Genomic DNA, 25,140 nt, shown 5'->3' on the forward strand with positions numbered 1-25,140 from the left:
CGGCCATGCTGGCCGTGGTGCTGGGCTTCGTGGCGCTGGGGGGCACGCTGGCACGACAGACGGTGTGGTCGGGCGTGGTGTTGGCCACCACCTACCTGCTGGTGCAACTGGTGGACGACCTGTGCGAGGCCTTGCTGTCGTCCCAGGGTGGCCTGGGTGCGCGCATCCACGCCACACTGGCCCTCGACGCCCAGTTGCTGGACCAGGCCGCCGTGCTGGTGGCCGGCGTGCTGCGCGTCGCGCTGTTCTTCTATATGGCGATCGCGCTGATGGCGCCGCTGGGCACCGACCCGGACGAGCTGTTCCGTCGCGGCATCAAGGCGGACCACAGCCTGCGGATCGGCGACATCATGCTCGCGCCGCAGGCGCTGCTCACCGCGCTGGCGGTGGTTTGCGCGGGCTTCCTCGCGATCCGCATCGTCAAGCGCTGGCTCAGTGAACGCTATTTTCCGCACACGTCGCTGGAGCCGGGCATGCGCAGCTCCATCGTCACGCTGCTGGGGTACGTGGGCGGGGTGCTGGTGATCGCTGTAGCGCTGGCGGGTCTGGGCATCGGGGTGGAGCGCATCGCCTGGGTGGCGAGCGCGCTGTCGGTGGGTATCGGCTTCGGCCTGCAGGCCATCGTGCAGAACTTCATCTCGGGCCTGATCCTGCTGGCCGAGCGGCCGGTGAAGGTGGGCGACTGGGTGGTGCTGGGCGACACCGAGGGCGATGTGCGCCGCGTGAACGTGCGCGCCACCGAGATCCAGCTCGGCGACCGCTCCACCGTGATCGTGCCCAACTCCGAGTTCATCACCAAGACCGTGCGCAACATGACGCTGGGCAGCGCCCAGGGCCGCGTGCTGCTGCGCCTGCCCGCGCCGCTGGACACCGACGCACGGCGCATGCGCGAGCTGATCCTGCAGGCCTTCCACGCGCACGAGGACATCCTGGAGAGCCCCGCCCCATCGGTGACGCTGGAGGGCATCCAGAGCGGCACGCTCACATTCCTGGCGATCGGCTACGTGAGCAGCCCGCGCAACGCAGCAGGCGTGCGCAGCGACGTGCTGTTCGCCATTCTGGAGGCGCTGCGCGAAGCGGGCCTGGCGTTGTCACCGCCGGCCACCACCTCGGTGGCGCAGGCACCGCGCGACGCCGCGCAGGAGCCGCCGCCGCTGTCGGAGCGCGTTTGAGCGACGCCCACGCCGCTCCTGTTTCAATAGCTGCTAGCGCTTATCAGAAAAGCGCTACAGGCCTATTTGGCTTCAAACCGGCAGTTGCGACCGTACATAGCCGGCCACCACACCCAGCAACTGGTCCAGGTGCTGCTGCAGCGGCGCAAAGCCGGCGTTGGGCGCGCGCGTGTCCTCGTCCATGTAGACCGGGCGGCGGATCTCGATCTGCAGGCTGTGCCGGCCCAGATGCGGCTGCCCGATGCGGCCGATGAGCTCTACCCCCTTGTACGGCTCGTTCAGCGCCACGCTGTAGCCGAAGCCCCGCAGCTGCTCGGCAACGAGATGCACGAACTCGGGTGCGCAGGTGGTGCCGTCGCGGTCGCCCAGCACGAAGTCGGCCAGCGGCGGCGCGTCCGTGCGGCCCAGGCGCCGGTACACGTCGTTGGGCATGGAATGCAGGTTCAGGTGCCACACACGGCCAAAGCGCTGCACGCTTGCGTCGATCGCCCGCTGCAGCTGCGCGTGGTAGGGACGCCAGTAGCCCTCGATGCGCCGCTGCACCTCGGCCACGGTGCGCCGGCGCGCATACAGCGGCGTGGCCACGCCGTCCTTGCTGATCTGCTGCCAGATCAGCCCCAGGCCCTGTTGCGTCTTGGGGCCGGGGGCCAGCGGTACGGGCCATTCGCCCTCGATCTGCGCAGGGTCCAGATCGGTGTCAGCGCGGTTCACGTCGATGTAGGTGCGCGGAAAAGTCGCGGCGATCAGCGTGGCGCCGTGCGCAGGCGCCGTGTGCCAGAGGCGATGCACATGCGTGTCCTCGCCGCGGCGCAGCAGCGCCAGCGGCACGGCGTGGCCGAAGTCTTCGGGGTAGGCCGTGCCGCTGTGCGGCGAGTCGCACACCAGCGGCAGCGGCTGCCCCGTGGGGTGCCAGACCTCGACCGGGCGGTCCGGCCGGGGGTTCAGGTCGTCATGCAGCTCTGTCAAAGGCGCACCATCTGAAGGCGTGGATGAACCCGGCGTGCCCGGGCAGACCGCGAAAAAAGCGGCCGGTCGGGGCGCAAAGCGCAGCCATGGCGAGGATTTGCAACGACGAGCGGGAGGGTTGTGGAGGAATGAGCGGGCATGGCGGGTTCGTTCACACCTTCAGTCCAGCTTGATGTTGGCGCGCTTGGCTACGGCGGTGTAGCGTGCGATGGCGGCGTCGATCTGCTTGGCGAACTGCGCGGGCGTGTTGGCCATGGATTCGCCGGAGATGCCCTTTTGCTTTTCAAGGTAATCGGGCATGGCCATGGCCTTGTGCGCCGCTGCGTTGAGCTTGGCGATGATCTCCTTGGGCGTGCCCGCGGGCGCCACCAGGCCGAACCAGCCGCCGTCGCCCATGCCGGCATAGCCCAGTTCCGTGTAGGTGGGCACATCGGGCAGCACCGGGCTGCGCTTGAGCGCCAGCACCGCCAGCGGGCGCAGCTTGCCGGACTTGATGTGCGGCAGCGTCGACGGCAGGTTGTCCGTCATCGAATCGACCTGGCCCGCCAGCGCATCGTTGATGGCCTGGCCCGCACCCTTGTAGGGGATGTGCAGCAGGTTGATGCCCGCCAGGTCCATGAAGTTCTCGATGTTGGCGTGGCCCAGCGAACCGGTGCCCGGCGAGGCAAAGGTGTATTTGCCGGGATGGGCCTTGGCCAGGGCGATGAATTCCTTCATGGTCTTGGCGGGCACGCTGTTGTGCACCACGAACACGCTGGGCACGGCCATCACGTTGGTGATGGGGGCGAAGTCCTTGATGGCGTCGTACGGCAGCTTGGCGTACACGGCAGGGTTGGCACCGTGGGTGCTCACGGTGGCCATGCCGATCGTGTAGCCATCGGGCGCGGCCTTGGCGATGGCATCGGCGCCCAGCGAGCCGCCTGCGCCGCCCTTGTTGTCCACCACCACGGCCTTGCCCAGCACCGCCGTCATCTTGTCGGCCAGCATGCGCGCCACCATGTCGGTGGAGCCGCCAGCGGCAAACGGCACGATCAGCTTGATGGGGCGGGTCGGGTATTCGCCCGCCTGGGCCAGCACACCGGGCACACACAGGGTGGCAGCGCTGGCCACCAGGGTGGCGGCAAGGCATCGGCGAGACATCATGGCTTTCTTCCTTGTAATGAATTGATCGCCCATTCTGGGCAAACGCAGAGGAGAGGAAAAGCGACAATGTGGCACCGATTCATTACCAGCGCTCACCATTCACCGCCATGCGCATCCGCTCTCCGTCCCTGTCCGAACTGCACGCCTTCGCCACGGCGGCGCGGCTGGGCAGCTTTTCGCAGGCGGCGGACGAGTTGCATGTGACCCAGGGCGCCATCAGCCGCGCCATCGCACGGCTGGAAGAGCACCTGGCGCTGGCGCTGTTCACGCGCGAAGGACGGCGCAGCGTGCTCACGGCCACCGGCCAGTCCTACCTCGACGCAATCGCCCCCGCCATCGCCGCGATCGAGGCGGCCACCGTGGCCTTGCAGACCCGCCGCACCGAACGCACGTTGCGCCTGTCGGTGCCGCCCACGCTGTTCAGCCATTGGCTGATTCCCCGCCTGCCCGACTTCCACGCCCAGCACCCCGACACGACCCTGTCCTTCGCGCCCTACCGGCGGGACGACCCGCTGCAGGCGCCCGAGATCGATGCCTGGCTGCGCGTGGGCACGCGCGAATGGCCCCGGCACATCCAGGCCGACTACGTGGTGGGGCGCGAACTCGTGCCCATCTGCCGGCCCGCCGACCTGCAGGGCCCCCACGCCATCCGCACGGCACAAGACCTGCTGGCGCGCCCGCTGCTGTTCCACACCAATTACCCGGACAACTGGGCTGCCTGGTTCCAGGGCGTGGGCTGTGCGCATCCGCCGCTCGCGCCTGCGGCCGACTTCGAGCTGGTCGCCCTGCTGGTGCAGGCGGTGATCGCAGGGCTGGGGGTGGCGGTCGTCCAGCACTGCCTGGTGGAAAAAGACTTGGCGGCCGGCCGCATTGCCATTGCAGTGCCGCAGCCCGTGGTGATCGACCGGGGTTACTACCTGTGCCAGCCTGCGGGCCGCGCAGCCTCGGCCGCATTGCAGGACTTCAGGCAGTGGCTGCTGGCGCAGGCACATCTCGGGGCCGGATAGCCCCCGCGCGGGCATCGCCGCACGCTGCACAACGGCGCCGACACGGCGCTTACGACCGCCAGCCGCGCACCAGCAGCCACTGGCAACTGGCGCAGGCCAGCACCAGCGCTGCATAGGTCAGCATCTTGCCGTCGCGGCCCAGCACCACCAGCCCAGCCACCAGCACGCCGCAGCCAACTACGAAATTGATAGCTACTTGCGCCCACCACGAAAGCGCTTGCGGGCCTTTTGGCCGCAATATCCGCCCACCCAGCACCAGCAACAGGGCCAGCGCCGCCGCGGGCGCCACGAAATTCACGGCATGGTCGAGCGCAGCGAATGGCCCCATAAACATGACCCAGATCAAGGCTTAGGCAGACACAGTGCCCGATGCCGGCAACAATTTTATAATTGGCGCCATGGCAGTCTGGGCCCTCGGCATCAACCACACCACCGCACCGCTCGATCTGCGCGGTCGGTTTGCGTTCGCGCTCGACCAGATCACGCCCACGCTGCAGGGCTTGCGCCAGTCGCTGGGCCAGGGCAGCCGCCATCCAGGCGTCGAAACCGCCATCATCTCCACCTGCAACCGCACCGAGATCTACTGCGCTGGTGAACAGGCCGCCGTGGACCACACGCTGGGCTGGCTGGCGCAAAGCGGCGGCGTGAGCCCCGCGCTGCTGCGCTCGCATTCCTACACGCTCGAAGACAGCCTCGTGGCGCGCCATGCCTTCCGCGTGGCCAGTGGGCTCGATTCGATGGTGCTGGGCGAGGCCCAGATCCTGGGCCAGATGAAAAACGCCGTGCGTGCAGCCGAATCCGCCGGCGCGCTGGGCACCACGCTCAACCAGCTGTTTCAGCGCAGCTTTGCCGTGGCCAAGGAAGTGCGCACCAGCACCGAGATCGGCGCGCACAGCATCAGCATGGCCGCCGCTGCCGTGCGCCTGGCGGGCCAGCTGTTTGAAGACCTCTCCCAGATTCGCGTGCTGTTTGTCGGCGCGGGCGAAATGATCGAGCTGGCGGCCACGCACTTCGCCGCCAAGAACCCCCAATCCATTGCCATCGCCAACCGCACGCTGGAGCGCGGCGAAAAGCTGGCCACGCGTTTTGGCGGCGAGGTGATGCGTCTTTCCGACCTGCCCGAGCGCCTGCACGAGTTCGACGCCATCATCAGCTGCACGGCCAGCACCCTGCCCATCATCGGCCTGGGTGCCGTGGAGCGTGCCCTCAAGAAGCGCCGCCACCGCCCTCTGTTCATGGTGGACCTGGCCGTGCCGCGCGACATCGAGCCCGAGGTCAAGGCCCTGGGCGACGTCTACCTCTACACCGTGGACGACCTTGCCAGCGTGGTCCAGACCGCCCAGGCCAACCGCCAGGCCGCCGTGGCGCAGGCCGAAGCCATCATCGACGCCGGCGTGCAGAGCTTCATGCACTGGATGGAGCTGCGCAGCCCGGTGGGCAGTGCCGGCGGCGTGGTGCCCCTGATCCAGCAGATCAACGCCCAGACCGACGAGTGGCGCGCCGCCGAAATCGCCCGCGCCAAGAAGCTGCTGGCCAAGGGTGAAGATGTGGACGCCGTGCTGGAGGCCCTGTCGCGCGGCCTGGCCCAGAAGATGCTGCACGGCACCATGGCCGAGTTGCGCGCCGGCGACGCCGACATGCGGGCCCAGACGGCGCAGACCGTTTCGCGCCTGTTCCTGCGCTCGCAAAGCAAGACCGGCCTGTAGCGCCGGCCTTTGGCATTGGCCACCCCTCTGGCGGGTTGGCCGGTGCACCACCCAACGGCAGCCCCGGCTGCGCCCCCCTCTCTTTTTGCAAGAAAGCCCGCCATGGCCTCCGCACCACGCACCGCAGCCCGCACCGCCCTTCGCACCCTCTGCCTCCTGGCCCTGGCCGCCAGCCCGCTGGCGCAGGCCGGATCTTCACTGGCCCTGGACAAGGGCTGCTACGGCTGCCATGGCAACGCCTTCCATCCCAATGCGCCCAGCTTCGAGCAGCTGGCAGACCGCTCGGCCAAGCGCCGCGGCGAAGCCGGCGCCGAAGACCATCTGATGAACGAGCTGCGCAAGCCCCGGCCGCTGGGCCCCATCGGCCCCCATGAGCAGCTGAGCGAAGAAAGCGCCAGGACCTTGGCCCGCTGGATCCTGGACGGTGCCCGCTGAGGGTTGCGTCCCGCATTTCAAGCAAAATCGGCCTACAGCGCTTGTTCTGAAAGCGCAAGCAGCTACGTTTTCAGTAGCAAACAAACGACCCCGAATGAAACCTTTTCTCCGAAGCCAGCTGGAACGCTACGCACAGCGCCTGGGCGAGCTGGACTTTCTGCTCTCGCGCGAAGACATCATGGCCGACATGGCGCAATACCGCACCATCTCGCGCGAGCATGCCGAGGTGACGCAGATCGCCGGCCGCTATGCCCGTTACCAGCAGCGCGAGGCCGACCTGGCGGGCGCGCGCGAGATGCTGGCCGACCCCGACATGGCCGAGATGGCGCAGGAAGAAATCACCAGCGCCGAGGCCGAACTGCTGCAGCTCGAAGACGAACTGCAGCGCCTGCTGCTGCCGAAGGACCCGGACGACGCGCGCAATGCATTCGTGGAAATCCGCGCGGGCACGGGCGGCGACGAATCGGCCCTGTTCGCGGGCGACCTCACCCGCATGTACATGCGCTACGCCGACCGCGTGGGCTGGAAGGTGGAGGTGGTGAGCGAGAACGCCGCCGAGCTGGGCGGCTACAAGGAAATCGTGCTGCGCATCGAAGGTGACCACGTGTACGGCGCGCTGAAATTCGAATCCGGCGGCCACCGCGTGCAGCGCGTGCCCGCCACCGAAACCCAGGGCCGCATCCACACCAGCGCCTGCACCGTGGCCGTGATGCCCGAGCCCGACGAACACGAGGCCATCAAGCTCAACCCGGCCGACCTGCGCATCGACACCTTCCGTGCATCCGGCGCCGGCGGCCAGCACATCAACAAGACCGACTCGGCCGTGCGCGTGGTGCACTTGCCCACCGGCATCGTGGCCGAATGCCAGGACGGCCGCAGCCAGCACAGCAACAAGGCCAAGGCGCTGCAAGTGCTGCAGGCCCGCATCCAGGAGAAAGAACGCAGCGAGCGCGCCGCCAAGGAGGCCGCCCTGCGCAAGGGCCTGATCGGCAGCGGCGACCGCAGCGACCGCATCCGCACCTACAACTTCCCGCAGGGGCGCCTCACCGACCACCGCATCAACCTCACGCTCTACAAGCTGCAATACGTGATGGACGGCGACCTGGCCGACGTGCTGCAGGCCCTGGCCCACGCCCGCGAAGCCGAGCAACTGGAAGAGCTGGAAACGGGCGCCACCGTTTGAGTTCCACCAGAATGCGGATCAAATAGGCCGCTTGCGCTTGCTGAACGGGCGCTACCAGCTATCAAAAACAGAGTGAACCACCCCACCCCCACCGTGGCCCAGGCACTGACCCAGGCCCGCACCCTCGGCCTGGAGCGCATCGACGCGCAGATGCTGCTGCTGCACGCGCTGGCCCGCCCCGAAGCGGGCCGCGCCTGGCTGCTGGCGCACGACACCGATGCGCTGGCCCCCGAGGTGCAAGCGCAGTTTCTTGGCCTGTGCCAGCGCCGTGCGGCCGGCGAGCCCGTGGCCTACCTCACGGGGCGCAAGGAGTTCTACGGCCTGCCACTGTGTGTCGACGCGCGCGTGCTGGACCCGCGCCCCGACACCGAAACGCTGGTGGACTGGGCGCTGGAGGTGATTGCCCCGCTCTCCGACCCGCAGCACCCGCCCCGTATCGTGGACCTGGGCACCGGTAGCGGCGCCATTGCGCTGGCGCTGCAGCACCAGCGCCCCACCGCCGAGGTACTGGGCGTGGACGCCAGTCCCGACGCCCTGGCCGTGGCCCAGGCCAACGCGCAGCGTCTGGTGCTGCCCGTGCAGTTCGTGCAAAGCCACTGGCTCACCGGTGTGGACGGCGTGTTCGACGCCATCGTCTCCAACCCTCCCTACATTCCGGCCCACGACCCCCACCTGGCTGCGCTGACGCACGAGCCTTTGCAGGCGCTGGCCAGCGGCGCCGATGGGCTGCAGGACATCCGGCAGATCGTGGTGCAGGCGCCGCGGCACCTGAAGCCCGGCGGCTGGCTGCTGCTGGAACACGGCCACGACCAGGCCGGAGCCGTCAGCGCACTGCTGCGCGCGCAAGGCTTTGCACAGGTGCAAAGCCGCAATGACCTCGCCGGCATCGCGCGTTGCACCGGTGGACAATGGCCGACAGTGAAATAATCCCCCCATTGCGGGCCCCTGCCCGCCAGCCCCTTCAAGGAGAATCCCCATGAGCGACACCCAGCAACGCATCGACGCCCTCGTGAAATCCAACGACATCCTGCTGTTCATGAAAGGCACTGCGAGCTTTCCGATGTGCGGTTTCTCGGGCCGCGCCATCCAGATCCTCAAGGCCTGCGGCGTAGACCCCAAGGCCCTGGCCACCGTCAACGTGCTGGAAGACGAAGAAATCCGCCAGGGCATCAAGGACTACAGCAACTGGCCCACCATTCCCCAGCTGTATGTGAAGGGCGAGTTCATCGGTGGCTCGGACATCATGATGGAAATGTACGAATCGGGCGAACTCAAGCAGGTGCTGGGCATTCCCGGCTGACCGGCCCTGCCGGCGCGCCACGCGCCCCCTGCCATTGCGAGGCCGCCTGCGGGCGGCCTTTTGCATGGCGGCAACACAGCACCCCGATGCAGGGCTTTTCCTGCACCAGAGCGGGCATGTTGTGTGCTTGAATGATTGCGTGACGCAACCATCACAGGAGCATGCAATGAGCCACCAAAGCCTTGTTCCATCGCCCTCGGCCCTGCGCTTGCCGGTGGCGCAGATTCGCCAGGTGTTCCAGCCCGGAGATGTCGAGCGCAAGCTCGCACGCCTGCAGGACGCCAGCAGCCAGCGCGAATACGAAGCCCTGCGCACCGTGTATGAACGCATGCTCGAGCGCGGCCCCGAGCGCTTCCAGGTCAAACCCTCGGGCGTGCCCGACATGGCCAGCCTGTATGACCAGCTCCCCAACTTCACCGACGTGCTGGACGACGTGAAGCGCCATGTGGCGCTGGCGCAGGACAGCCGCGACGGCCTTGAAGTCACGCCCATGCTGCTGCTGGGGCCACCCGGCATCGGCAAGACCCACTTTGCGCGGCACCTGGCCGAGCTGCTGGGCACGGGCATGAACCTCGTGTCGATGAGCTCGATGACGGCGGGCTGGCTGCTTTCCGGGTCTTCCTCCCAGTGGAAGGGCGCCCGCCCCGGCAAGGTGTTTGAAGCCCTGGTGGAAGGCGAATACGCCAACCCGGTGATCGTGGTGGACGAGATCGACAAGGCAGCCAGCGATGCCCAGTACGACCCGCTGGGCGCTCTGTATGGCCTGCTGGAGCACGACACGGCGCAGTGCTTCACCGACGAATTCGCCGAAGTGGCCATCGACGCCAGCCAGGTGATCTGGATTACCACGGCCAACGACGAACGCGGCATTCCGGCCCCTATCCTGAACCGCATGAACGTGTTTGCCGTCGAAGCACCCACCCCCGAGCAGGCCCGCGCCATTGCGCGCAATCTCTACCAGGGCCTGCGCGCCGGGCACGATTGGGGCCGCCTGCTTGATCCCGAACCGCAGGGTGATGTGCTCGACCTGCTTGCGCAGATGCCGCCGCGCGAGATGCGCCGCGCCCTCATGACGGGCTTTGGCAATGCGCGGCTCGCCCAGCGCTCCACCGTGGATGTGAGCGACCTGCCCCGCGGCACCACCGGCAAGGCGCGTATCGGCTTCGTGCAGTAGCCCGCCCCCGCCCCGTGCACGCGCTGCGGCGCGCCGCCGAAGTCGGATGCGCCCGGCGCTGCACCATGGGCGTGCACCGCTACACTCGGAACGCCCCTGCGGGCCCTCCGCCAGGGCCGCCCGCGCCTACCCCACCATGACCCTGACCCAAAGCCTGCTCATCATCGGCCTGCTCATTGCGGCCAGTGCATTCTTTTCAGTGGCAGAAATTTCATTGGCCGCCGCGCGGCGCCTGCGCCTGCGCCAGATGGCCGACGAAGGCGACGCCCGCGCCGACCGGGTGTTGCGACTGCAGGACCAGCCTGGCGACTATTTCACCGTGGTGCAGGTCGGGCAGAACGCCGTGGCCATTCTGGGCGGTATCGTGGGCGAGGGGGCGCTGAGCCCCCACTTCAGTGCCCTGTTTGCGCTGTGGCTGCCCGGCGCCACGGCTGAAAAAGCGGGGTTCCTGGCGTCGTTCCTGGCCGTCACCTCGCTGTTCATCCTGTTTGCCGACCTGTTTCCCAAGCGCCTGGGCATGGCCGAACCCGAGCGGCTGGTGGTGCGCCTGGCGCAGCCCATGGCGTGGTGCATGACGCTGCTGCGGCCACTGGTGTGGTTCTACAGCCGGGGGGCCGATGCCCTGTTCCGCGTGCTGGGCCTGTCGTCGCTGCGCGACGACCGCATCACCTCCGAAGACATCCTCGCCATGATGGAAGCTGGCGCGCGCGCGGGCGTGCTGGCCGCGCGCGAGCAGCAGGTCATCACCAACGTGTTCGAGCTGGACACGCGCACGGTGTCCAGTGCCATGTCTCCCCGCGACCGCGTGGCCTTCTTCCTGCGCGACGAGCCGGACGCCGTGATCCGGCTGCGCATCGCCGCCGAGCCCTTTTCGACCTACCCCGTGTGCGAGGGGGACATCGACCACGTGGTGGGCTATGTGGACGCCAAGGACCTGTTCCAACGCGTGCTGAACAACCAGTCCATCTCGCTGGCCGACGACAGCCTGGTGCGCAAGGTGCTGATCGTGCCCGACCGGCTCACCCTGTCCGAGGTGCTGGAGCAGTTCAGGCAGGTGCACGAGGACTTTGCCGTCATCGTGAACGAGTACAGCCTGGTGGTGGGCGTGGTCACGCTGAACGATGTGATGAGCACGGTGATGGGCGACCTGGTGGGCCCGGCCGACGAAGAGCTGATCGTGCGGCGCGACGAGAATTCATGGCTGATCGACGGTGTCACCCCGGTCGAGGACGTGCTGCACGTACTGGGACTCGACGAATTGCCCCACAGCGACGAGTACAAGACCCTCGCAGGTTTTCTGATGGTGATGCTGCGCCGCGTGCCCCGGCGCACTGACAGCGTGAGCTGGGGCGGCTATAAGTTCGAGGTGCTGGACGTGGACAGCTTCCGCATCGACCAGGTGATGGTGTCACGCCTGAAACCCGCCCCCATGGGCAAGGCCGACACGGCGGCGCCAGCGGCCGCTGCCTCGCCTTAGAACCTGTTTCCGATCTTTTCGGCGATCGCGTTGGAGTGCCATCGGGATGGGTGGATGCCTCGGATGCGCCGCATGGGCTCATGCCCATGTAAACAGCCGAGGCGTTCGATCGTAAACAGGTGCTTAGGCACCAGCCGCCAGATCCACACCAAGATCCGTCGATTGCAGGCAGAGGCAGGTCAGGCTGCCGCTGCGCCGGGCTTTTCGTTGAACAACCAGTTGCGCTGCGCGCCGAACACGGCGTCGGGATAGGGCGAGCGCCCGCGGCTGCCGTTGTAGCGGCCCAGCGCCATGAACAGGTCGCCGCGTTCGCGGTCGATGTAGTGCCGCAAAATCACGCAACCAAAGCGCAGGTTGGTCTGCATGTGAAACAGCTTGCCGGGGTCGCCGTCGCCGATCACACGGGTCCAGAACGGCATGACCTGCATGTAGCCGCGCGCGCCCACACTGGAGACTGCAAATTTGCGGAAGGCGCTTTCCACCTGGATCAGCCCCATCACCAGCGAAACGTCCAGTCCTGCGCGCTTGGATTCGTACCAGACGGTCTGCAGGAAATCGCGGCGAACTTCCCACTCAGGCTTGCGGCGGCGCAAGCGGTCGCTCATGGTGCCCAGCCAGCGCAGGTAATGCAGCCGCGACTCGGTGGTGAAAAACTCGGGCTCGGGCGGCGCCTGGTTGGCAATGGCCGAACTGAGTGCGGTGCGCACCGAGTCCATCAGCGGCTCTTCGAGCTGGCCGCCTGCATGAGCCAACTGCGGCGCACCCAGCCAGGCAGCTGGCGCGGCGAGCGTTGCCAGCGACGCCAGGCAGCCGCGCCGGGACATTCCTGCGGTGCCAGAAGCCACAAGCAGCGGGGTTTGCGAAGACGCGCCGTGCATTGTCATACCACCATGCGGCCCTTCACACGGGCCAGGATGTCAGCCACGGCCACCTTGGTCGCTGCGGCATCACGGCGGTGCTGGTACTCGACCACGCCTTCCTTCAGACTCTTGTCGCCAATGGTCACGCGGTGCGGCACACCAATCAGCTCCCAGTCGGCAAACATGGCGCCAGGGCGCTCGCCGCGGTCGTCCAGGATCACGTCCACACCCGCGGCCAGCAGGTCGGCATACAGCTTTTCGGCGGCGGCCTTGACGGCATCGCTGCGGTCCATGCCCACGGGGCAGATCACCACCGTGAACGGCGCAATCGCGTCCGGCCAGATGATGCCGCGCTCGTCGTGGTTCTGCTCGATGGCGGCGGCGGGCAGGCGCGTCACGCCGATGCCGTAGCAACCCATTTCGAAGAACGCCGGCTTGCCGTCGTCGCCCAGGAACGTGGCGTTCATGCCCTTGCTGTACTTGGTGCCCAGGTAGAACACATGGCCCACTTCAATGCCGCGCTCAATCGCCAGTTCACCCCTGCCATCCGGGGAGCGGTCGCCCGCCACCACGTTGCGCAGGTCGGCCACCATGTCGGGTTCGGGCAGGTCGCGGCCCCAGTTGACGCCGGTGATGTGAAAGTCCACTTCGTTGGCGCCACAGATCCAGTCAGCCATCACAGCGACTTCGCGGTCCACCACGATCTTCAAGGGCTTCTTCAGGCCGATGGGGCCCAGGTAACCCGGCTTGCAGCCAAAGTGATTCTCGATTTCGCCCAGCGTCGCGAAGCGGAAGCCCGCCAGACCAGGCACCTTGCCGACCTTGATCTCGTTCATGTCATGGTCGCCGCGCAGCAGCAGCAGCCAGACTTGCGTCTTGACGATTTCACCCGCTTCGTTGGTCTCGTCGGTGGCCAGCACCAAGGACTTTACGGTGGTATTCAGCGGCACGGCCAGCAGCGCAGCCACATCGGCGCAGGTGCTCTTGCCCGGCGTGGCGGTTTTGGTCAGCGCCTGGGTGGCTGCGCCGCGTGGTCCGGTGGGGGCCAGCGCTTCTGCCTTTTCCATATTGGCAGCGTAGTCGCTCTGCGGGCAGTAGACGATGGCGTCTTCCCCGGTGGCGGCGATCACTTGGAATTCTTCCGACAGATCCCCCCCGATGGCACCGCTGTCTGCCGCCACGGCACGGTAAGTCAGGCCAAAACGGTCAAAGATGCGGCGGTAGGCAGCGGCCATCACCTGGTAGCTGGCCTTGGCGGCCGCTTGGTCGCGGTCAAAGCTGTAGGCGTCCTTCATGATGAACTCGCGCCCGCGCATGAGGCCAAAACGGGGGCGGCGCTCATCGCGGAACTTGGTCTGGATCTGGTAGAAGTTCTTCGGCAGCTGCTTGTAGCTCTTGAGCTCCTGGCGTGCGATGTCAGTGATCACTTCTTCGCTGGTGGGCTGCACCACAAAGTCCCGGCCATGGCGATCTTGAATGCGCAGCAGCTCGGGGCCCATTTTCTCAAAGCGTCCCGTTTCCTGCCAGAGCTCGGCGGGCTGCACCACGGGCATGGTCAGCTCGACGGCGCCCGCACGGTTCATTTCCTCGCGCACGATGGCTTCGACCTTGCGAATCACCCGCAGCCCCATGGGCATGTAGTTGTAGATGCCAGCGCCCAGTTTCTTGATCAGCCCCGCCCGCGTCATGAGTTTGTGGCTGACCACTTCGGCGTCGGCCGGGGCTTCCTTGAGGGTGGAAATGAAGAATTGGGAGGCTTTCATCGGGATCGACTTCGGGCAGAACGTAGCGGCCCACTTGCCGGGCCCTAGGCGCCGTGCATAATGGACACAGTTTAAAAATTTGGGGTTTGATTATGCTTGACCGGGACGGCTTTCGGCCGAACGTCGGCATCATCCTGCTCAACCAGAAGAACCAGGTGTTCTGGGGCAAACGCATCCGCACCCACAGCTGGCAGTTTCCGCAAGGTGGCATCGACAGGGGAGAAACCCCCGAGCAGGCCATGTTTCGCGAACTGCATGAGGAGGTGGGGCTGCAACCCAACCATGTGCGCTTGGTTGCCCGGACACGGGACTGGTTGCGCTATGAGGTGCCTGACCGGTACATTCGTCGCGATGCGCGCGGACACTACAAGGGGCAGAAGCAAATCTGGTATCTGCTCCAGCTGACAGGCCACGATTGGGACCTGAATCTTCGGGCAACCAACCACCCGGAATTCGACGCCTGGCGGTGGAACGACTATTGGGTGCCGTTGGACGTGGTGGTGGAGTTCAAGAGGGGCGTCTATGAAATGGCCCTGACCGAGCTTGCGCGCTACCTTCCGCGCCACGAGCAACGCAATCGCTATCTGCGCAGCGGCATGCGCGCGCGCGACATGGAACCGCAAGGCGGCGCAATGCACCGCGCCAGTTCGCTGCTGCTGAACCCGGGAGTGGAGTTGCCACCAGGAGCGAGCTTCGACCCCGATCCGCAAAACAGCGTACCGGCAGAACTCGAGGCGCTGCCGCACCAGCCGCATCCCTGACGGACAGCGGCGCCGGGCACCGCCCGCACGCGGCAATTCGTTGCTGGGCCAGCTCAAGGAGGCCACCACTTCGCAAGCTTGGCATCCGGGACCTGCACATGCGCCCCTACAGTGGTGCGCCCGGCGGTAGCGGGCGTCAGCCGATGGTGAGCACGAGGTTGTCGCGATGCACCATTTCGGACTCTGCGACATAGCCCAGCAGCCTTTCAAACTCGGAAGACGGTTTGCGGCACAGCATCCTGGCTTCCGCACTGGCGTAGTTGGCCAACCCGCGGGCGATTTCGCGCCCCGAAGGGTCGCGCACCGCAATGACCTCACCGCGCGAGAACTCGCCTTCGACCGCCGTCATGCCGATCGGTAGCAGGCTTTTACCTTCGTCCAGCAATTTGGCAGCCGCACCGGCATCGACCACCACCGCCCCGCGCATCTGCAGGTGATCCGCCATCCACTGCTTACGGGCCTGCTTCTTGGCAGTCTGGGCCACCAGCAGCGTACCCAGGGCCTCGCCCTGCACCAGGCGCACCAGCACGTCGGGCTCACGTCCCCACGCAATGGCCGTCGAGGCGCCTGAGCCCGCCGCCCGCTTGGCAGCGAGGATCTTGGTGATCATCCCGCCCTTGCCGATGCTTGAGCCAGCGCCCCCTGCCATGGTCTCGAGGGCCGGATCTCCGGCCTGGGCCTCGTGCACAAAGCGCGCCGAGGGGTCCTTGCGGGGGTCAGCCGTGTACAGACCCTTCTGGTCGGTAAGGATGACGAGCGCATCGGCCTCGACCAGATTGGCCACCAACGCCCCCAACGTGTCGTTGTCGCCGAACTTGATTTCGTCGTTGACCACGGTGTCGTTTTCATTGATCACCGGCACCACCCCCAGGCGCAGCAGGGTGAGCAATGTCGAGCGCGCATTGAGATAGCGCTCACGGTCGGCGAGGTCGGCATGCGTGAGCAGCACCTGTGCGCTGCCCATGCCCTGCTCACGCAGCTTGGTTTCGTACATCTGGGCGAGCCCCATCTGCCCCACCGCCGCAGCCGCCTGCAACTCGTGGATCTCCTGGGGGCGTGCAGTCCAGCCCAGCCGCTTCATGCCTTCGGCAATGGCGCCGCTGGACACCATCACCACCTCACGGGGAGCCCCGCCCTCACCGCGCACCAGCGCCGCCAGTTGGCGACTCCACTCGCCGATAGCGGTCTCATCCAGGCCGCGGCCCTCGTTGGTCACAAGGCTGGAACCCACTTTCACCACGATGCGGCGGGCATCGCGCAATACGCTGGAAACCATCTTCTACTCTTTTAGGCCGCTGGCGCTTTGCTGTTCTGCGTCAGCAGCTATTATTAATATAGCAATCAACTACCAACCTGTGGCGCCGGTGCGGGCGCATCGCCAGCAAACCGTGGATCCACCTCGGCGGGTGTGTTCTCGAACTTCTGCTGCGCCTGTACATGCCGGAAGATGGCATGGATCAACGGTTCGCAACCTTCACGCGTCAGGGCCGAAATCTCGAACACCGGACCCTTCCACTTGAAGCGCTTGACGAAATCCTGCACGCGCGCCGGACGCTCTTCGGCCGGAACCATGTCCAGCTTGTTGAGCACAAGCCAGCGCGGTTTGTCGTAGAGCTGCTGGTCGTATTTCTTCAATTCGCCGACGATGGCCTTGGCCTGGGCGACGGGGTCCACACCCTCATCGAACGGTGCCAGATCGACGACATGCAGCAACAGGCGGGTGCGCTGCAGGTGCCGCAGGAACTGGTGCCCCAGCCCCGCGCCTTCGGACGCACCCTCGATCAGGCCTGGAATATCGGCCACGACAAAACTTTGCTCGGGCCCCACGCGCACCACGCCCAGATTGGGATGCAAGGTCGTGAAGGGATAGTCGGCGATCTTGGGGCGCGCATTGGATACGGCCGCGATGAAAGTGGATTTGCCGGCATTGGGCATGCCCAGCAGACCCACATCGGCCAGCACCTTCAACTCGAGCTTGAGATTCTTCTTCTCCCCAGGCCAACCCGGCGTTTTCTGGCGCGGGGCGCGGTTGATGGCGCTCTTGAATCGCAGGTTGCCGAAGCCGCCGTCACCGCCCTTGGCGATGGTGATCACTTCGCCGGGAGTGAGCAATTCGTACAGGACCTCGCCGGTTTCGGCATCGGAAATGATGGTGCCTACCGGCATCTTGAGCGTGATGTCGGAACCCGCCGCGCCGAACATGTCCGAGCCCATGCCGTGTTCGCCGCGCTTGGCCTCGTAGCGCCGCGAATAGCGGAAATCCACGAGCGTATTGAGATTGGGGTCCGCCACGGCGAACACATGCCCGCCGCGCCCACCGTCGCCCCCATTGGGGCCGCCGAATTCCTTGTATTTCTCGTGCCGGAACGACACACAGCCATTGCCACCGTCACCGGCGGAAATGTCAATATAGGCTTCATCGACGAACTTCATGGAGTATCCAGTTTACAAAAGAGCGCGTTCTGGCGGGCAAACCCTCCTGAAAGCACAAAGCCCCGACCACGCGGGGCACGCTTACCAGCGCAACGATACCGCGCAGGCTGCGCCTCAAACAACAAAGCCCCGACAGGGCGGGGCTTCGTTTGCTGCCAGAGGAATCGACCTCAGGCGGGAGTCACATTGACCGTGGACTTGGACAACGCACCCTTGGTACCGAACGACACGTGACCGTCCACCAGGGCAAACAAAGTGTGATCCTTGCCAACGCCGACATTGGTGCCGGGGTGGAAACGTGTGCCACGTTGGCGCACGATGATCGAACCAGCGCTGATCAGTTCACCACCGAAGGCCTTGACACCCAACATCTTTGGCTTGGAGTCACGCCCGTTTCGCGTAGAGCCGCCGCCTTTTTTCTGTGCCATGACTAGCTCCTTCGATTAAGCAGCAATCGCACCAATTTGCAGCTCAGTGAACTGCTGGCGATGGCCTTGGCGTTTTTGATAGTGCTTGCGACGGCGCATCTTGAAGATGTGCACTTTGTCGTGCTTGCCGTGGGCCACGACAGTGGCTTTCACGGTTGCGCCGGACACCAGGGGCGTACCAACCTTCAGTTCAGCGCCGTTGCCGACAGCCAGAACCTGGTCGATCACAATTTCCTGGCCTACGTCCGCAGCAATCTGTTCTACTTTAATTTTTTCGCCGGAAGCAACGCGATACTGCTTGCCGCCGGTTTTTATGACCGCGTACATGTTGACCTCTTGAGATGAGTTCTGCAGACGAATTTCCGCAGAGCCCAATATTGTAGCACCACCAACACACTCAGCCAACTGCGGCGGGCGTCGCTGCAGTAGAGCCGCCGGCAATCACCGGTTTACCCATGGGGCTTCCTATAATTCGCAACACTTTCTGCGTGCCACTATCTTGACATCCCCCCTCAACCCTGCCGCCACATCGCCGTTGACGATCATCGCCAACGACATGGGCGAAGTGGACCATGTCATCGCCCAGCGCCTGACGTCCAGCGTGCCCCTGGTGGCACAGATATCCCAATACATCATCGCCGCTGGCGGCAAGCGACTGCGCCCCGCCCTGCTTCTCCTCATTTGTGGTGCGCTCGGCTACCGCGGAAATCATCGCTTCAGCTTGGCAGCGGTCGTCGAACTCATCCACACCGCCACTCTGCTGCATGACGATGTGGTCGACGCCTCGACGCTGCGCCGTGGGCGCGCCACAGCCAACCAGACGTTCGGCAACCCGGCAAGCGTGCTCGTGGGCGATTTTCTGCACACCCGGTCCTTCCAGATGATGGTCGAAGCCGGCAACATGCGCATCATGGAAGTGCTGTCCGAAGCGACCAATGTCATTGCCGAAGGCGAAGTTCTGCAACTGATGAACATGCATGATGCGTCCCTGGACGAGGCCGGATACCTGCAGGTCATCCGCTCCAAGACCGCCAAGCTTTTCGAAGCCAGTGCTCGGCTCGGCGCCATCCTGGCAGAAAGCCCGCCACAGATCGAAGAAGCCTGTGCAACTTACGGCCAGGCCCTCGGCACCGCGTTCCAGATCATCGACGACGTTCTCGACTACGACGGCAACACCGCCGAGATGGGCAAGAACCTGGGGGACGATCTGCGCGAGGGTAAATCCACGCTGCCCCTCATCGTTGCCATGCAGCGAGGCAACGCCGAACAGGCGGCCATAGTCCGCCACGCCATCGAAGAGGGCTCCACCGACCGCCTTGACGACGTGGTGGCAATCGTGCGCAACACGGGCGCCCTTGAAGCAGCGCGCATGGCAGCCTTCGCCGAAGCACGCCGAGCCATGACCGCCGCAGAACAATTGCCTGCGAGCAATTACGCAACGAGCTTGCTACAATTGGCAGCTCAATTGCTTGAGCGCCGCGCCTGAGCCTGCATCCCGCAGGATTCCTCAGCGGCGCAACACACGGGGTGTAGCTTAGCCTGGTAGAGCGCTACGTTCGGGACGTAGAGGCCGGAGGTTCGAATCCTCTCACCCCGACCATTTTGTGGAAATCAAGCATCTTCCACGACGCTGTGGCGCCACTGCGAATATGGCAGCGCTGTACAGGGCGTGCACGATCGGCGATGATAGGATGGTTTTCTCACCACTAATTCTCCCGGTTACATGGCCGCTGTTGATACCGCCCAGAAAGAAGCCTCTCCAGTAGCCCTGCCCGGTTTGGGCCGCGCGCTGATGTCAGCAGGAAAACTGACCCAAAAATCAGCCGAGGATATTTACAAAAAGTCACAATCCAGCCGAACCAGCTTTATCGCCGAATTAACGGGTTCGGGTGCCGTTTCCGCAGCAGATCTTGCCCACACGGTGTCGGCCGTTTTCGGTGCTCCTTTACTGGATCTGGACGCCATTGATCCCTTGCGACTGCCCAAGGATCTGCTCGATTCCAAGATCTGTGCAGCGTACCGCGTCGTCGTTCTCAGCAAACGCAATAACCGGCTGATCGTTGCAACCGCTGATCCAACCGATCAGGAAGCCGCTGAAAAAATCAAATTCACCACCCAGATGGGTGTGGATTGGATTATTGCCGAGTACGACAAACTGAGCCGTCTGGTTGAGACCAGCACAAAATCTGCCAGCGAATCAATGGATACGCTGATCAGCGGCGGCAGCGATTTCGAATTCGATGACGTAGCCGTTGAAGAGGCTACTGAGAACACGGATGCGGGAACCGAGGTTGAAGACGCCCCCATCGTTAAGTTTCTGCACAAAATGCTGCTGGATGCGTTCAATATGCGGGCATCCGATTTGCATTTTGAACCGTACGAGCATCAGTACCGCGTCCGCTTCCGCATCGACGGTGAACTGCGTGAAATTGCGTCCCCGCCGATCGCCATCAAAGACAAGCTGGCCTCGCGCATCAAGGTGATATCGCGCCTCGACATTTCCGAGAAACGGGTGCCCCAGGACGGACGGATGAAGCTGAAGGTGGGGCCGGATCGCGTCATTGATTTTCGCGTCAGTACCCTGCCCACTCTCTTCGGCGAAAAAATCGTGATCCGTATTCTGGATCCCAGCAGCGCCAAGCTCGGTATCGACGCACTGGGCTACGAAGCCGTCGAAAAAGAGCGCTTGCTCTCAGCGATCGGGCGCCCCTACGGGATGATCTTGGTCACCGGGCCCACTGGCTCGGGCAAAACTGTTTCGCTCTATACCTGCCTGAACCTGCTCAACAAGCCGGGCGTGAACATTGCCACGGCCGAAGACCCCTCTGAAATCAACCTGCCGGGGGTGAATCAGGTCAACGTGAATGAAAAGGCAGGGCTCACTTTCGCTGTAGCCCTCAAGTCATTTCTGCGCCAGGATCCCGACATCATTATGGTGGGTGAAATTCGCGATCTTGAAACGGCCGACATTTCGATCAAGGCGGCACAAACCGGGCACTTGGTGCTGTCAACTCTGCACACCAATGACGCGCCCACGACGCTCACCCGCATGCGCAACATGGGGATCGCCCCATTCAATATCGCGTCGAGCGTCATATTGATCACGGCGCAGCGTCTGGCCCGGCGACTGTGCCCTGTGTGCAAGGCCCCCGCTGATATTCCGCATGAGGCGCTGGTGGATGCAGGCTATCCAGAGCACGAAATCGACGGCTCTTGGGTCACCTACAAGCCCGTGGGTTGCTCGGCCTGCAACAACGGCTACAAGGGCCGGCTCGGCATTTACCAGGTCATGCCGATCTCCGAAGAAATCCAGCGCATCATTCTTCGCGACGGCAGCGCCCTCGAGATTGCCGAACAGGCAAAGCGAGAGGGGGTGCGCTCGCTGCGCGATGCGGGGCTTCACAAAGCCCGACTGGGGCTTACTTCGCTTGAAGAAGTGCTCGCAGTGACCAACGAATAATTCAAGAACGAGGGAGCGCCATGGCGACCGCAGCATCCAAGCGAGATATCAAGGACTTCGTCTTTGAATGGGAAGGCAAAGACCGCAACGGAAAAATTGTCCGGGGAGAAACCCGTGCCGTTGGCGAAAACCAGGTGCAGGCCATGCTTCGGCGGCAGGGGGTTTTTCCCACCAAAATCAAGAAGCGCCGCATGCGCTCGGGCAAGAAGATCAAGCCCAAGGATATTGCGCTCTTCACGCGCCAGCTCGCGACAATGATGAAGGCTGGTGTCCCGCTGCTGCAGGCCTTCGATATCGTCGGTCGTGGCAACACCAATGCCAGCGTGACCAAGCTGCTCAATGATGTGCGGGCCGACGTCGAAACCGGAACATCGTTGAACGGTGCCTTTCGCAAATACCCGATGTATTTCGACAGCCTGTATTGCAACCTCGTGGAAGCTGGCGAGGCGGCCGGTATTCTTGAAGCGCTGCTTGATCGCTTGGCGCTTTACATGGAAAAGACCGAGGCCATCAAATCAAAAATCAAGTCGGCCCTCATGTACCCCATTTCGGTGGTGATCGTGGCCTTCGTAGTGGTTACCGTGATCATGATTTTCGTGATCCCGGCGTTCAAGGAGGTATTCACCTCATTCGGCGCTGACCTTCCAGCGCCTACCCTGTTCGTCATGGCGTTGAGCGAAATCTTCGTGAAATGGTGGTGGCTGATTTTTGGTGTCTTAGGTGGCGGATTTTTCTTCTTTATGCAGGCATGGCGCCGCAATGAGAAAGTGCAGATGTTCATGGACCGCTTGATGCTGCGCATGCCCATCTTCGGCAATTTGGTTGAGAAATCGTGCGTGGCCCGCTGGACGCGAACGCTCTCGACCATGTTTGCCGCCGGCGTACCGCTGGTCGAAGCGCTCGACTCGGTGGGCGGTGCCGCCGGTAATTCGGTGTACTCGATGGCCACGGACAAGATCCAGCAAGAGGTGTCCACCGGCACCAGCCTCACGGCGGCGATGGGCAATGCCAACATCTTCCCGTCCATGGTCTTGCAGATGTGCGCCATCGGTGAGGAATCGGGCTCGATCGACCACATGCTTGGCAAGGCGGCAGACTTCTATGAAGCCGAAGTGGACGACATGGTGGCCGGCCTCTCGAGCCTGATGGAGCCCATCATCATCGTGTTCCTCGGGACCCTCATTGGCGGCATCGTGGTGTCGATGTACCTGCCCATCTTCAAGCTCGGCCAGGTCGTCTGATGGGCGTGGAAATCTGGGGAGACCCCGCCATCGCAGGTGTGATCGGCCTGCTGCTGGGCAGCTTTCTCAATGTCGTGATCCATCGTCTGCCCAAGATGATGGAACACCAGTGGGCCCAAGAGCATGCCGCCTATGCCGCTGGCGCCCACACTGCGTCGACACCCGACAATGGCCCCACCTTCAATCTGTGGACACCCCGCTCCCGTTGTCCTTCGTGTGGTCATTCGGTGCAGTGGTATGAAAACGTGCCGGTGCTGAGCTATTTATTTCTGCGCGGACGTTGCTCGGCGTGCAAGGTGCGCATCAGCGCGCGCTATCCGCTGGTAGAGATTCTGACGGGAGTGCTCTTTGCATTTTGCGCGCATCGCTTCGGACTCACCGCCACAGGCTTGGCCTGGGCCGGTTTTTCGGCCGCAATGGTTGCGCTGGCGTTCATCGATTGGGATACAACCCTCCTGCCCGACGACATTACCCTGCCTTTGCTGTGGGCGGGTCTGCTTGCGTCGGCCGCGCGCTGGATCGAGGTGCCCTTGTTCGACTCAGTGACAGGGGCTGCCGGAGGCTACCTTTCGCTGTGGCTGGTCTACTGGGGCTTCAAGCTCGCCACCGGCAAGGAGGGCATGGGCTATGGCGATTTCAAGCTTTTTGCCGCGCTGGGCGCGTGGTTCGGCTGGCAGGCGCTGGTGCCCATCATCCTGATGTCGTCGGTGATCGGTGCGCTGGTCGGGATCGGACTCAAGGTGTTCAACAACCTGCGCGAGGGCGGGTATGTGCCTTTCGGGCCGTTCCTCGTGGGCGCCGGACTCACGGCGATGGTATTCGGGCCCAACGCCATCCTGCAAACGGTGTTGAACCTGCTCGGATTGTGACCATGCCCAGGCCGATGCGGTTGGGCCTCACGGGGGGTATCGGCAGCGGTAAGAGCACGCTGGGGCAGATGCTCCGAGTGTGCGGAGCGGCGTTGGTCGACGCCGACGCGATCGCCCGCTCGGTCACCGCCCCGGGCGGTGCTGCCACTGCCGAGATCCGGGCTGCCTTCGGACCTGGCGCTATCGACGCCAGCGGCGGCATGGACCGCACGCGCATGCGGGAGCTGGCGTTTACCGATCCTCAGGCACGCACACGGCTTGAAGCCATTGTGCACCCCTGGGTCAACCGACTGAGTGATCAGCTAGCGCGCGACGCCGTGGCCGCAGGCCAGGCCGTCATCGTGTTCGACGTTCCGCTGCTGGTGGAATCGGGCCGCTGGGCGCGCAAGCTGGACGCCGTGCTGGTGGTCGATTGCAGCGCCGAAACCCAGATCGAACGCGTCATGGCACGCAACGGATTGCAACGGGCTGCCGTACTGGCCATCCTGGAAGCGCAGGCATCCCGCAAGGCCCGGCGCGCGGCTGCGGACGTTGTCGTGCTCAACGACGGCTTCGCGCTGGCAGACCTCCAGCGCGAAGCGGAGCAGATCGCACGCCTGTTCGAGCTATGATGCGGCACAGCCTTTTCGTGCCAGCTATCCATGCCGTGCGCCACCGGCGTCAGAACATCCACTGAGCCCCCAGGAATCCGCCAGCGTGATCCTCTACGAATATCCCTTCAACGAACGCCTTCGAACCTACCTGCGGCTGGAGCAGCTGTTCCGCCGGCTGGGCGAGCTGATTCCCCGCGAGCACCCGCTCGACCACCACTTCGCGCTGGTCACCATTTTCGAGATCATGGACGTGGCGGCGCGTGCCGACCTGAAGTCCGATGTGCTCAAGGACATCGAAAAGCACAAACACCAGCTCGACAGCTATCGCGGCAACCCCTCGATCTCGGAAGCGGCGCTCGACGCCGTGGTGGCCCAGCTTGAGTGCTGCTTTACCGCGCTGAACAACCAGTCCGGCAAGGCCGGCCATGCCCTCACCGAGAACGACTGGCTGATGAGCATCCGAAGCCGTGTCGGCATCCCCGGTGGCACCTGCGGTTTCGACCTGCCCGCCTACTATGCATGGCAGCACAAGAACGCAACGGTGCGCCAGCAGGCGCTGGAGCAGTGGGCATCCACCCTTGCCCCGCTGGCCGAATCGATCTACGTCTTGCTCAAGCTGCTGCGCGACTCGGGCGTGCCACAGAAAGTGGCGGCCGAACGTGGCCAGTTCCAGCAGAACCTTCCGCAAGGGCGCACCTTCCAGTTGCTGCGCCTGCGCATCGACCCAGCCCTGGAACTGATCCCCGAGATCAGCGGCAACCGCCTCATCGTCTCGGTCCGGCTCATGCGGCAAAACCCCGATGGGCACCTGCAACCGTCCAGCGACGACGCCGCGTTTGAACTCACGCTCTGCGCCTGAGGCCTTGCAGATGACCACCAAGCCATCGCCGGGCGCGACCGTCACCCGCCATGTCAGCTGCCCCCATTGCGGCGGCGACAGCATCTACGGCCCCCAGAACCCCTTCCGGCCCTTTTGCAGCGAGCGCTGCAAGCAGCTCGACCTGGGCGCCTGGGCGAGCGAAGATTTCCGCATGCCCACAGAAGCGCCGCCCGACGACGCCCCCCACGGCGATCCCCGCCAGCAGCACTGACGGCTCCTGCAACGCGTCTGCGCTGAAGATATGCATACAATCAGGCGCTAGCGTTTATTCTACAAGCGCTAGCAGCTC

The 25,140-nt window shown here is 64.5% G+C and carries 26 protein-coding genes and 1 tRNA gene; 18 read left to right on the forward strand and 9 right to left on the reverse strand.

The window, feature by feature from the left end; all coding sequences use genetic code 11:
* Nucleotides 1-1,172, forward strand: a 1,172-nt coding sequence (locus ACDELDRAFT_RS05150; RefSeq protein ID WP_040328149.1) for a mechanosensitive ion channel family protein, incomplete at its 5' end; no start/stop codon positions are given.
* Nucleotides 1,173-1,244: 72 nt separating this feature from the next.
* Here the strand turns inward: ACDELDRAFT_RS05150 and ACDELDRAFT_RS05155 are convergent.
* Entirely contained in the window at nt 1,245-2,138 is an 894-nt protein-coding gene (locus ACDELDRAFT_RS05155; protein WP_005794149.1) for an N-formylglutamate amidohydrolase, read from the reverse strand.
* Between the two features lie 159 nt (nt 2,139-2,297).
* On the reverse strand, nt 2,298-3,281 hold the full coding sequence (locus tag ACDELDRAFT_RS05160) for a tripartite tricarboxylate transporter substrate binding protein BugE (protein WP_005794151.1): 984 nt from the start codon (nt 3,279-3,281) through the stop codon (nt 2,298-2,300).
* A gap of 107 nt (nt 3,282-3,388) precedes the next feature.
* Here ACDELDRAFT_RS05160 and ACDELDRAFT_RS05165 point away from each other — a divergent pair, with 107 nt between their 5' ends.
* On the forward strand, nt 3,389-4,288 hold the full coding sequence (locus ACDELDRAFT_RS05165) for a LysR substrate-binding domain-containing protein (RefSeq protein ID WP_005794152.1): 900 nt from the start codon (nt 3,389-3,391) through the stop codon (nt 4,286-4,288).
* Nucleotides 4,289-4,337: 49 nt separating this feature from the next.
* Here the strand turns inward: ACDELDRAFT_RS05165 and ACDELDRAFT_RS05170 are convergent, their stop codons facing one another.
* Nucleotides 4,338-4,616, reverse strand: coding sequence for a hypothetical protein (locus tag ACDELDRAFT_RS05170; protein WP_040328150.1), 279 nt, complete (start codon nt 4,614-4,616; stop codon nt 4,338-4,340).
* Nucleotides 4,617-4,686: 70 nt separating this feature from the next.
* On the opposite strand from ACDELDRAFT_RS05170, the gene hemA reads away from it, so the two are divergent.
* The 7 genes from hemA (at nt 4,687) to ACDELDRAFT_RS05205 (ending at nt 11,563) form a co-directional block, all read left to right on the forward strand.
* Nucleotides 4,687-5,994 (forward strand): glutamyl-tRNA reductase, encoded by a 1,308-nt coding sequence (gene hemA / locus ACDELDRAFT_RS05175; RefSeq protein ID WP_040328151.1) that lies wholly within the window; start codon nt 4,687-4,689, stop codon nt 5,992-5,994.
* 102 nt (nt 5,995-6,096) lie between these two features.
* Nucleotides 6,097-6,429: a c-type cytochrome gene (locus ACDELDRAFT_RS05180; protein WP_005794158.1), complete on the forward strand. Its 333-nt coding sequence runs from the start codon at nt 6,097-6,099 to the stop codon at nt 6,427-6,429.
* A gap of 94 nt (nt 6,430-6,523) precedes the next feature.
* Nucleotides 6,524-7,612 (forward strand): peptide chain release factor 1, encoded by a 1,089-nt coding sequence (gene prfA / locus ACDELDRAFT_RS05185; protein ID WP_005794159.1) that lies wholly within the window; start codon nt 6,524-6,526, stop codon nt 7,610-7,612.
* A 72-nt stretch (nt 7,613-7,684) separates the two neighbouring features.
* Complete coding sequence (prmC, locus tag ACDELDRAFT_RS05190) at nt 7,685-8,539, forward strand: peptide chain release factor N(5)-glutamine methyltransferase (protein WP_005794161.1); 855 nt, start codon at nt 7,685-7,687, stop codon at nt 8,537-8,539.
* A 49-nt stretch (nt 8,540-8,588) separates the two neighbouring features.
* The gene (gene grxD, locus ACDELDRAFT_RS05195; protein ID WP_005794163.1) at nt 8,589-8,912 is read left to right on the forward strand and encodes a Grx4 family monothiol glutaredoxin; all 324 of its coding nucleotides are present in this window, start codon (nt 8,589-8,591) and stop codon (nt 8,910-8,912) included.
* 166 nt (nt 8,913-9,078) lie between these two features.
* Entirely contained in the window at nt 9,079-10,086 is a 1,008-nt protein-coding gene (locus tag ACDELDRAFT_RS05200) for an AAA family ATPase (protein ID WP_005794166.1), read from the forward strand.
* 136 nt (nt 10,087-10,222) lie between these two features.
* Complete coding sequence (locus ACDELDRAFT_RS05205; protein ID WP_040328153.1) at nt 10,223-11,563, forward strand: hemolysin family protein; 1,341 nt, start codon at nt 10,223-10,225, stop codon at nt 11,561-11,563.
* 179 nt (nt 11,564-11,742) lie between these two features.
* Here ACDELDRAFT_RS05205 and ACDELDRAFT_RS05210 read toward each other — a convergent pair whose 3' ends face one another.
* Nucleotides 11,743-12,447, reverse strand: a complete 705-nt coding sequence (locus ACDELDRAFT_RS05210) for a lytic transglycosylase domain-containing protein (RefSeq protein WP_005794169.1) — start codon at nt 12,445-12,447, stop codon at nt 11,743-11,745.
* Complete coding sequence (locus ACDELDRAFT_RS05215) at nt 12,444-14,186, reverse strand: proline--tRNA ligase (protein WP_005794171.1); 1,743 nt, start codon at nt 14,184-14,186, stop codon at nt 12,444-12,446. The genes ACDELDRAFT_RS05210 and ACDELDRAFT_RS05215 overlap by 4 nt, the downstream gene beginning before the upstream one ends.
* A 92-nt stretch (nt 14,187-14,278) precedes the next feature.
* Between ACDELDRAFT_RS05215 and ACDELDRAFT_RS05220 the strand changes: the two genes are divergently transcribed.
* Nucleotides 14,279-14,947: an RNA pyrophosphohydrolase gene (locus tag ACDELDRAFT_RS05220; protein ID WP_005794173.1), complete on the forward strand. Its 669-nt coding sequence runs from the start codon at nt 14,279-14,281 to the stop codon at nt 14,945-14,947.
* A gap of 136 nt (nt 14,948-15,083) precedes the next feature.
* On the opposite strand, the gene proB is transcribed toward ACDELDRAFT_RS05220, so the two are convergent.
* From proB to rplU, 4 genes are all read right to left on the reverse strand, one after another.
* Nucleotides 15,084-16,223, reverse strand: coding sequence for a glutamate 5-kinase (gene proB / locus ACDELDRAFT_RS05225; RefSeq protein ID WP_005794175.1), 1,140 nt, complete (start codon nt 16,221-16,223; stop codon nt 15,084-15,086).
* 65 nt (nt 16,224-16,288) lie between these two features.
* Nucleotides 16,289-17,380 carry an Obg family GTPase CgtA gene (gene cgtA / locus ACDELDRAFT_RS05230; protein WP_005794177.1) on the reverse strand — a complete coding sequence of 364 codons (1,092 nt, stop codon included), beginning with the start codon at nt 17,378-17,380 and terminating at the stop codon, nt 16,289-16,291.
* Nucleotides 17,381-17,550: 170 nt separating this feature from the next.
* The gene (gene rpmA / locus ACDELDRAFT_RS05235; protein ID WP_005794180.1) at nt 17,551-17,808 is read right to left on the reverse strand and encodes a 50S ribosomal protein L27; all 258 of its coding nucleotides are present in this window, start codon (nt 17,806-17,808) and stop codon (nt 17,551-17,553) included.
* Nucleotides 17,809-17,823: 15 nt separating this feature from the next.
* Entirely contained in the window at nt 17,824-18,135 is a 312-nt protein-coding gene (rplU, locus tag ACDELDRAFT_RS05240; RefSeq protein ID WP_005794184.1) for a 50S ribosomal protein L21, read from the reverse strand.
* 229 nt (nt 18,136-18,364) lie between these two features.
* Here rplU and ACDELDRAFT_RS05245 point away from each other — a divergent pair, with 229 nt between their 5' ends.
* The 8 genes from ACDELDRAFT_RS05245 to ACDELDRAFT_RS05280 all read left to right on the forward strand — a co-directional run bounded on the left by ACDELDRAFT_RS05245 (nt 18,365) and on the right by ACDELDRAFT_RS05280 (nt 25,062).
* A complete protein-coding gene (locus ACDELDRAFT_RS05245) occupies nt 18,365-19,294 on the forward strand; it encodes a polyprenyl synthetase family protein (protein ID WP_005794185.1) in 930 nt (309 codons plus the stop codon).
* A 37-nt stretch (nt 19,295-19,331) separates the two neighbouring features.
* Nucleotides 19,332-19,408: transfer RNA gene (locus ACDELDRAFT_RS05250), tRNA-Pro, on the forward strand.
* A 123-nt stretch (nt 19,409-19,531) separates the two neighbouring features.
* On the forward strand, nt 19,532-21,268 hold the full coding sequence (pilB, locus tag ACDELDRAFT_RS05255; RefSeq protein ID WP_005794186.1) for a type IV-A pilus assembly ATPase PilB: 1,737 nt from the start codon (nt 19,532-19,534) through the stop codon (nt 21,266-21,268).
* A gap of 20 nt (nt 21,269-21,288) precedes the next feature.
* Nucleotides 21,289-22,509 carry a type II secretion system F family protein gene (locus ACDELDRAFT_RS05260; RefSeq protein ID WP_005794188.1) on the forward strand — a complete coding sequence of 407 codons (1,221 nt, stop codon included), beginning with the start codon at nt 21,289-21,291 and terminating at the stop codon, nt 22,507-22,509.
* Nucleotides 22,509-23,378: a prepilin peptidase gene (locus ACDELDRAFT_RS05265; RefSeq protein WP_005794189.1), complete on the forward strand. Its 870-nt coding sequence runs from the start codon at nt 22,509-22,511 to the stop codon at nt 23,376-23,378. The genes ACDELDRAFT_RS05260 and ACDELDRAFT_RS05265 overlap by 1 nt, the downstream gene beginning before the upstream one ends.
* Nucleotides 23,379-23,380: 2 nt before the next feature.
* Nucleotides 23,381-23,989, forward strand: coding sequence for a dephospho-CoA kinase (gene coaE, locus ACDELDRAFT_RS05270; RefSeq protein ID WP_005794191.1), 609 nt, complete (start codon nt 23,381-23,383; stop codon nt 23,987-23,989).
* An 85-nt stretch (nt 23,990-24,074) separates the two neighbouring features.
* Nucleotides 24,075-24,830, forward strand: coding sequence for a cell division protein ZapD (gene zapD, locus ACDELDRAFT_RS05275; protein WP_005794192.1), 756 nt, complete (start codon nt 24,075-24,077; stop codon nt 24,828-24,830).
* A gap of 10 nt (nt 24,831-24,840) precedes the next feature.
* The gene (locus ACDELDRAFT_RS05280; protein WP_005794194.1) at nt 24,841-25,062 is read left to right on the forward strand and encodes a DNA gyrase inhibitor YacG; all 222 of its coding nucleotides are present in this window, start codon (nt 24,841-24,843) and stop codon (nt 25,060-25,062) included.
* Nucleotides 25,063-25,140 lie beyond the last annotated feature (78 nt).

This window comes from Acidovorax delafieldii 2AN, assembly GCF_000175235.1.
Lineage (GTDB): Bacteria > Pseudomonadota > Gammaproteobacteria > Burkholderiales > Burkholderiaceae_C > Acidovorax > Acidovorax delafieldii_B.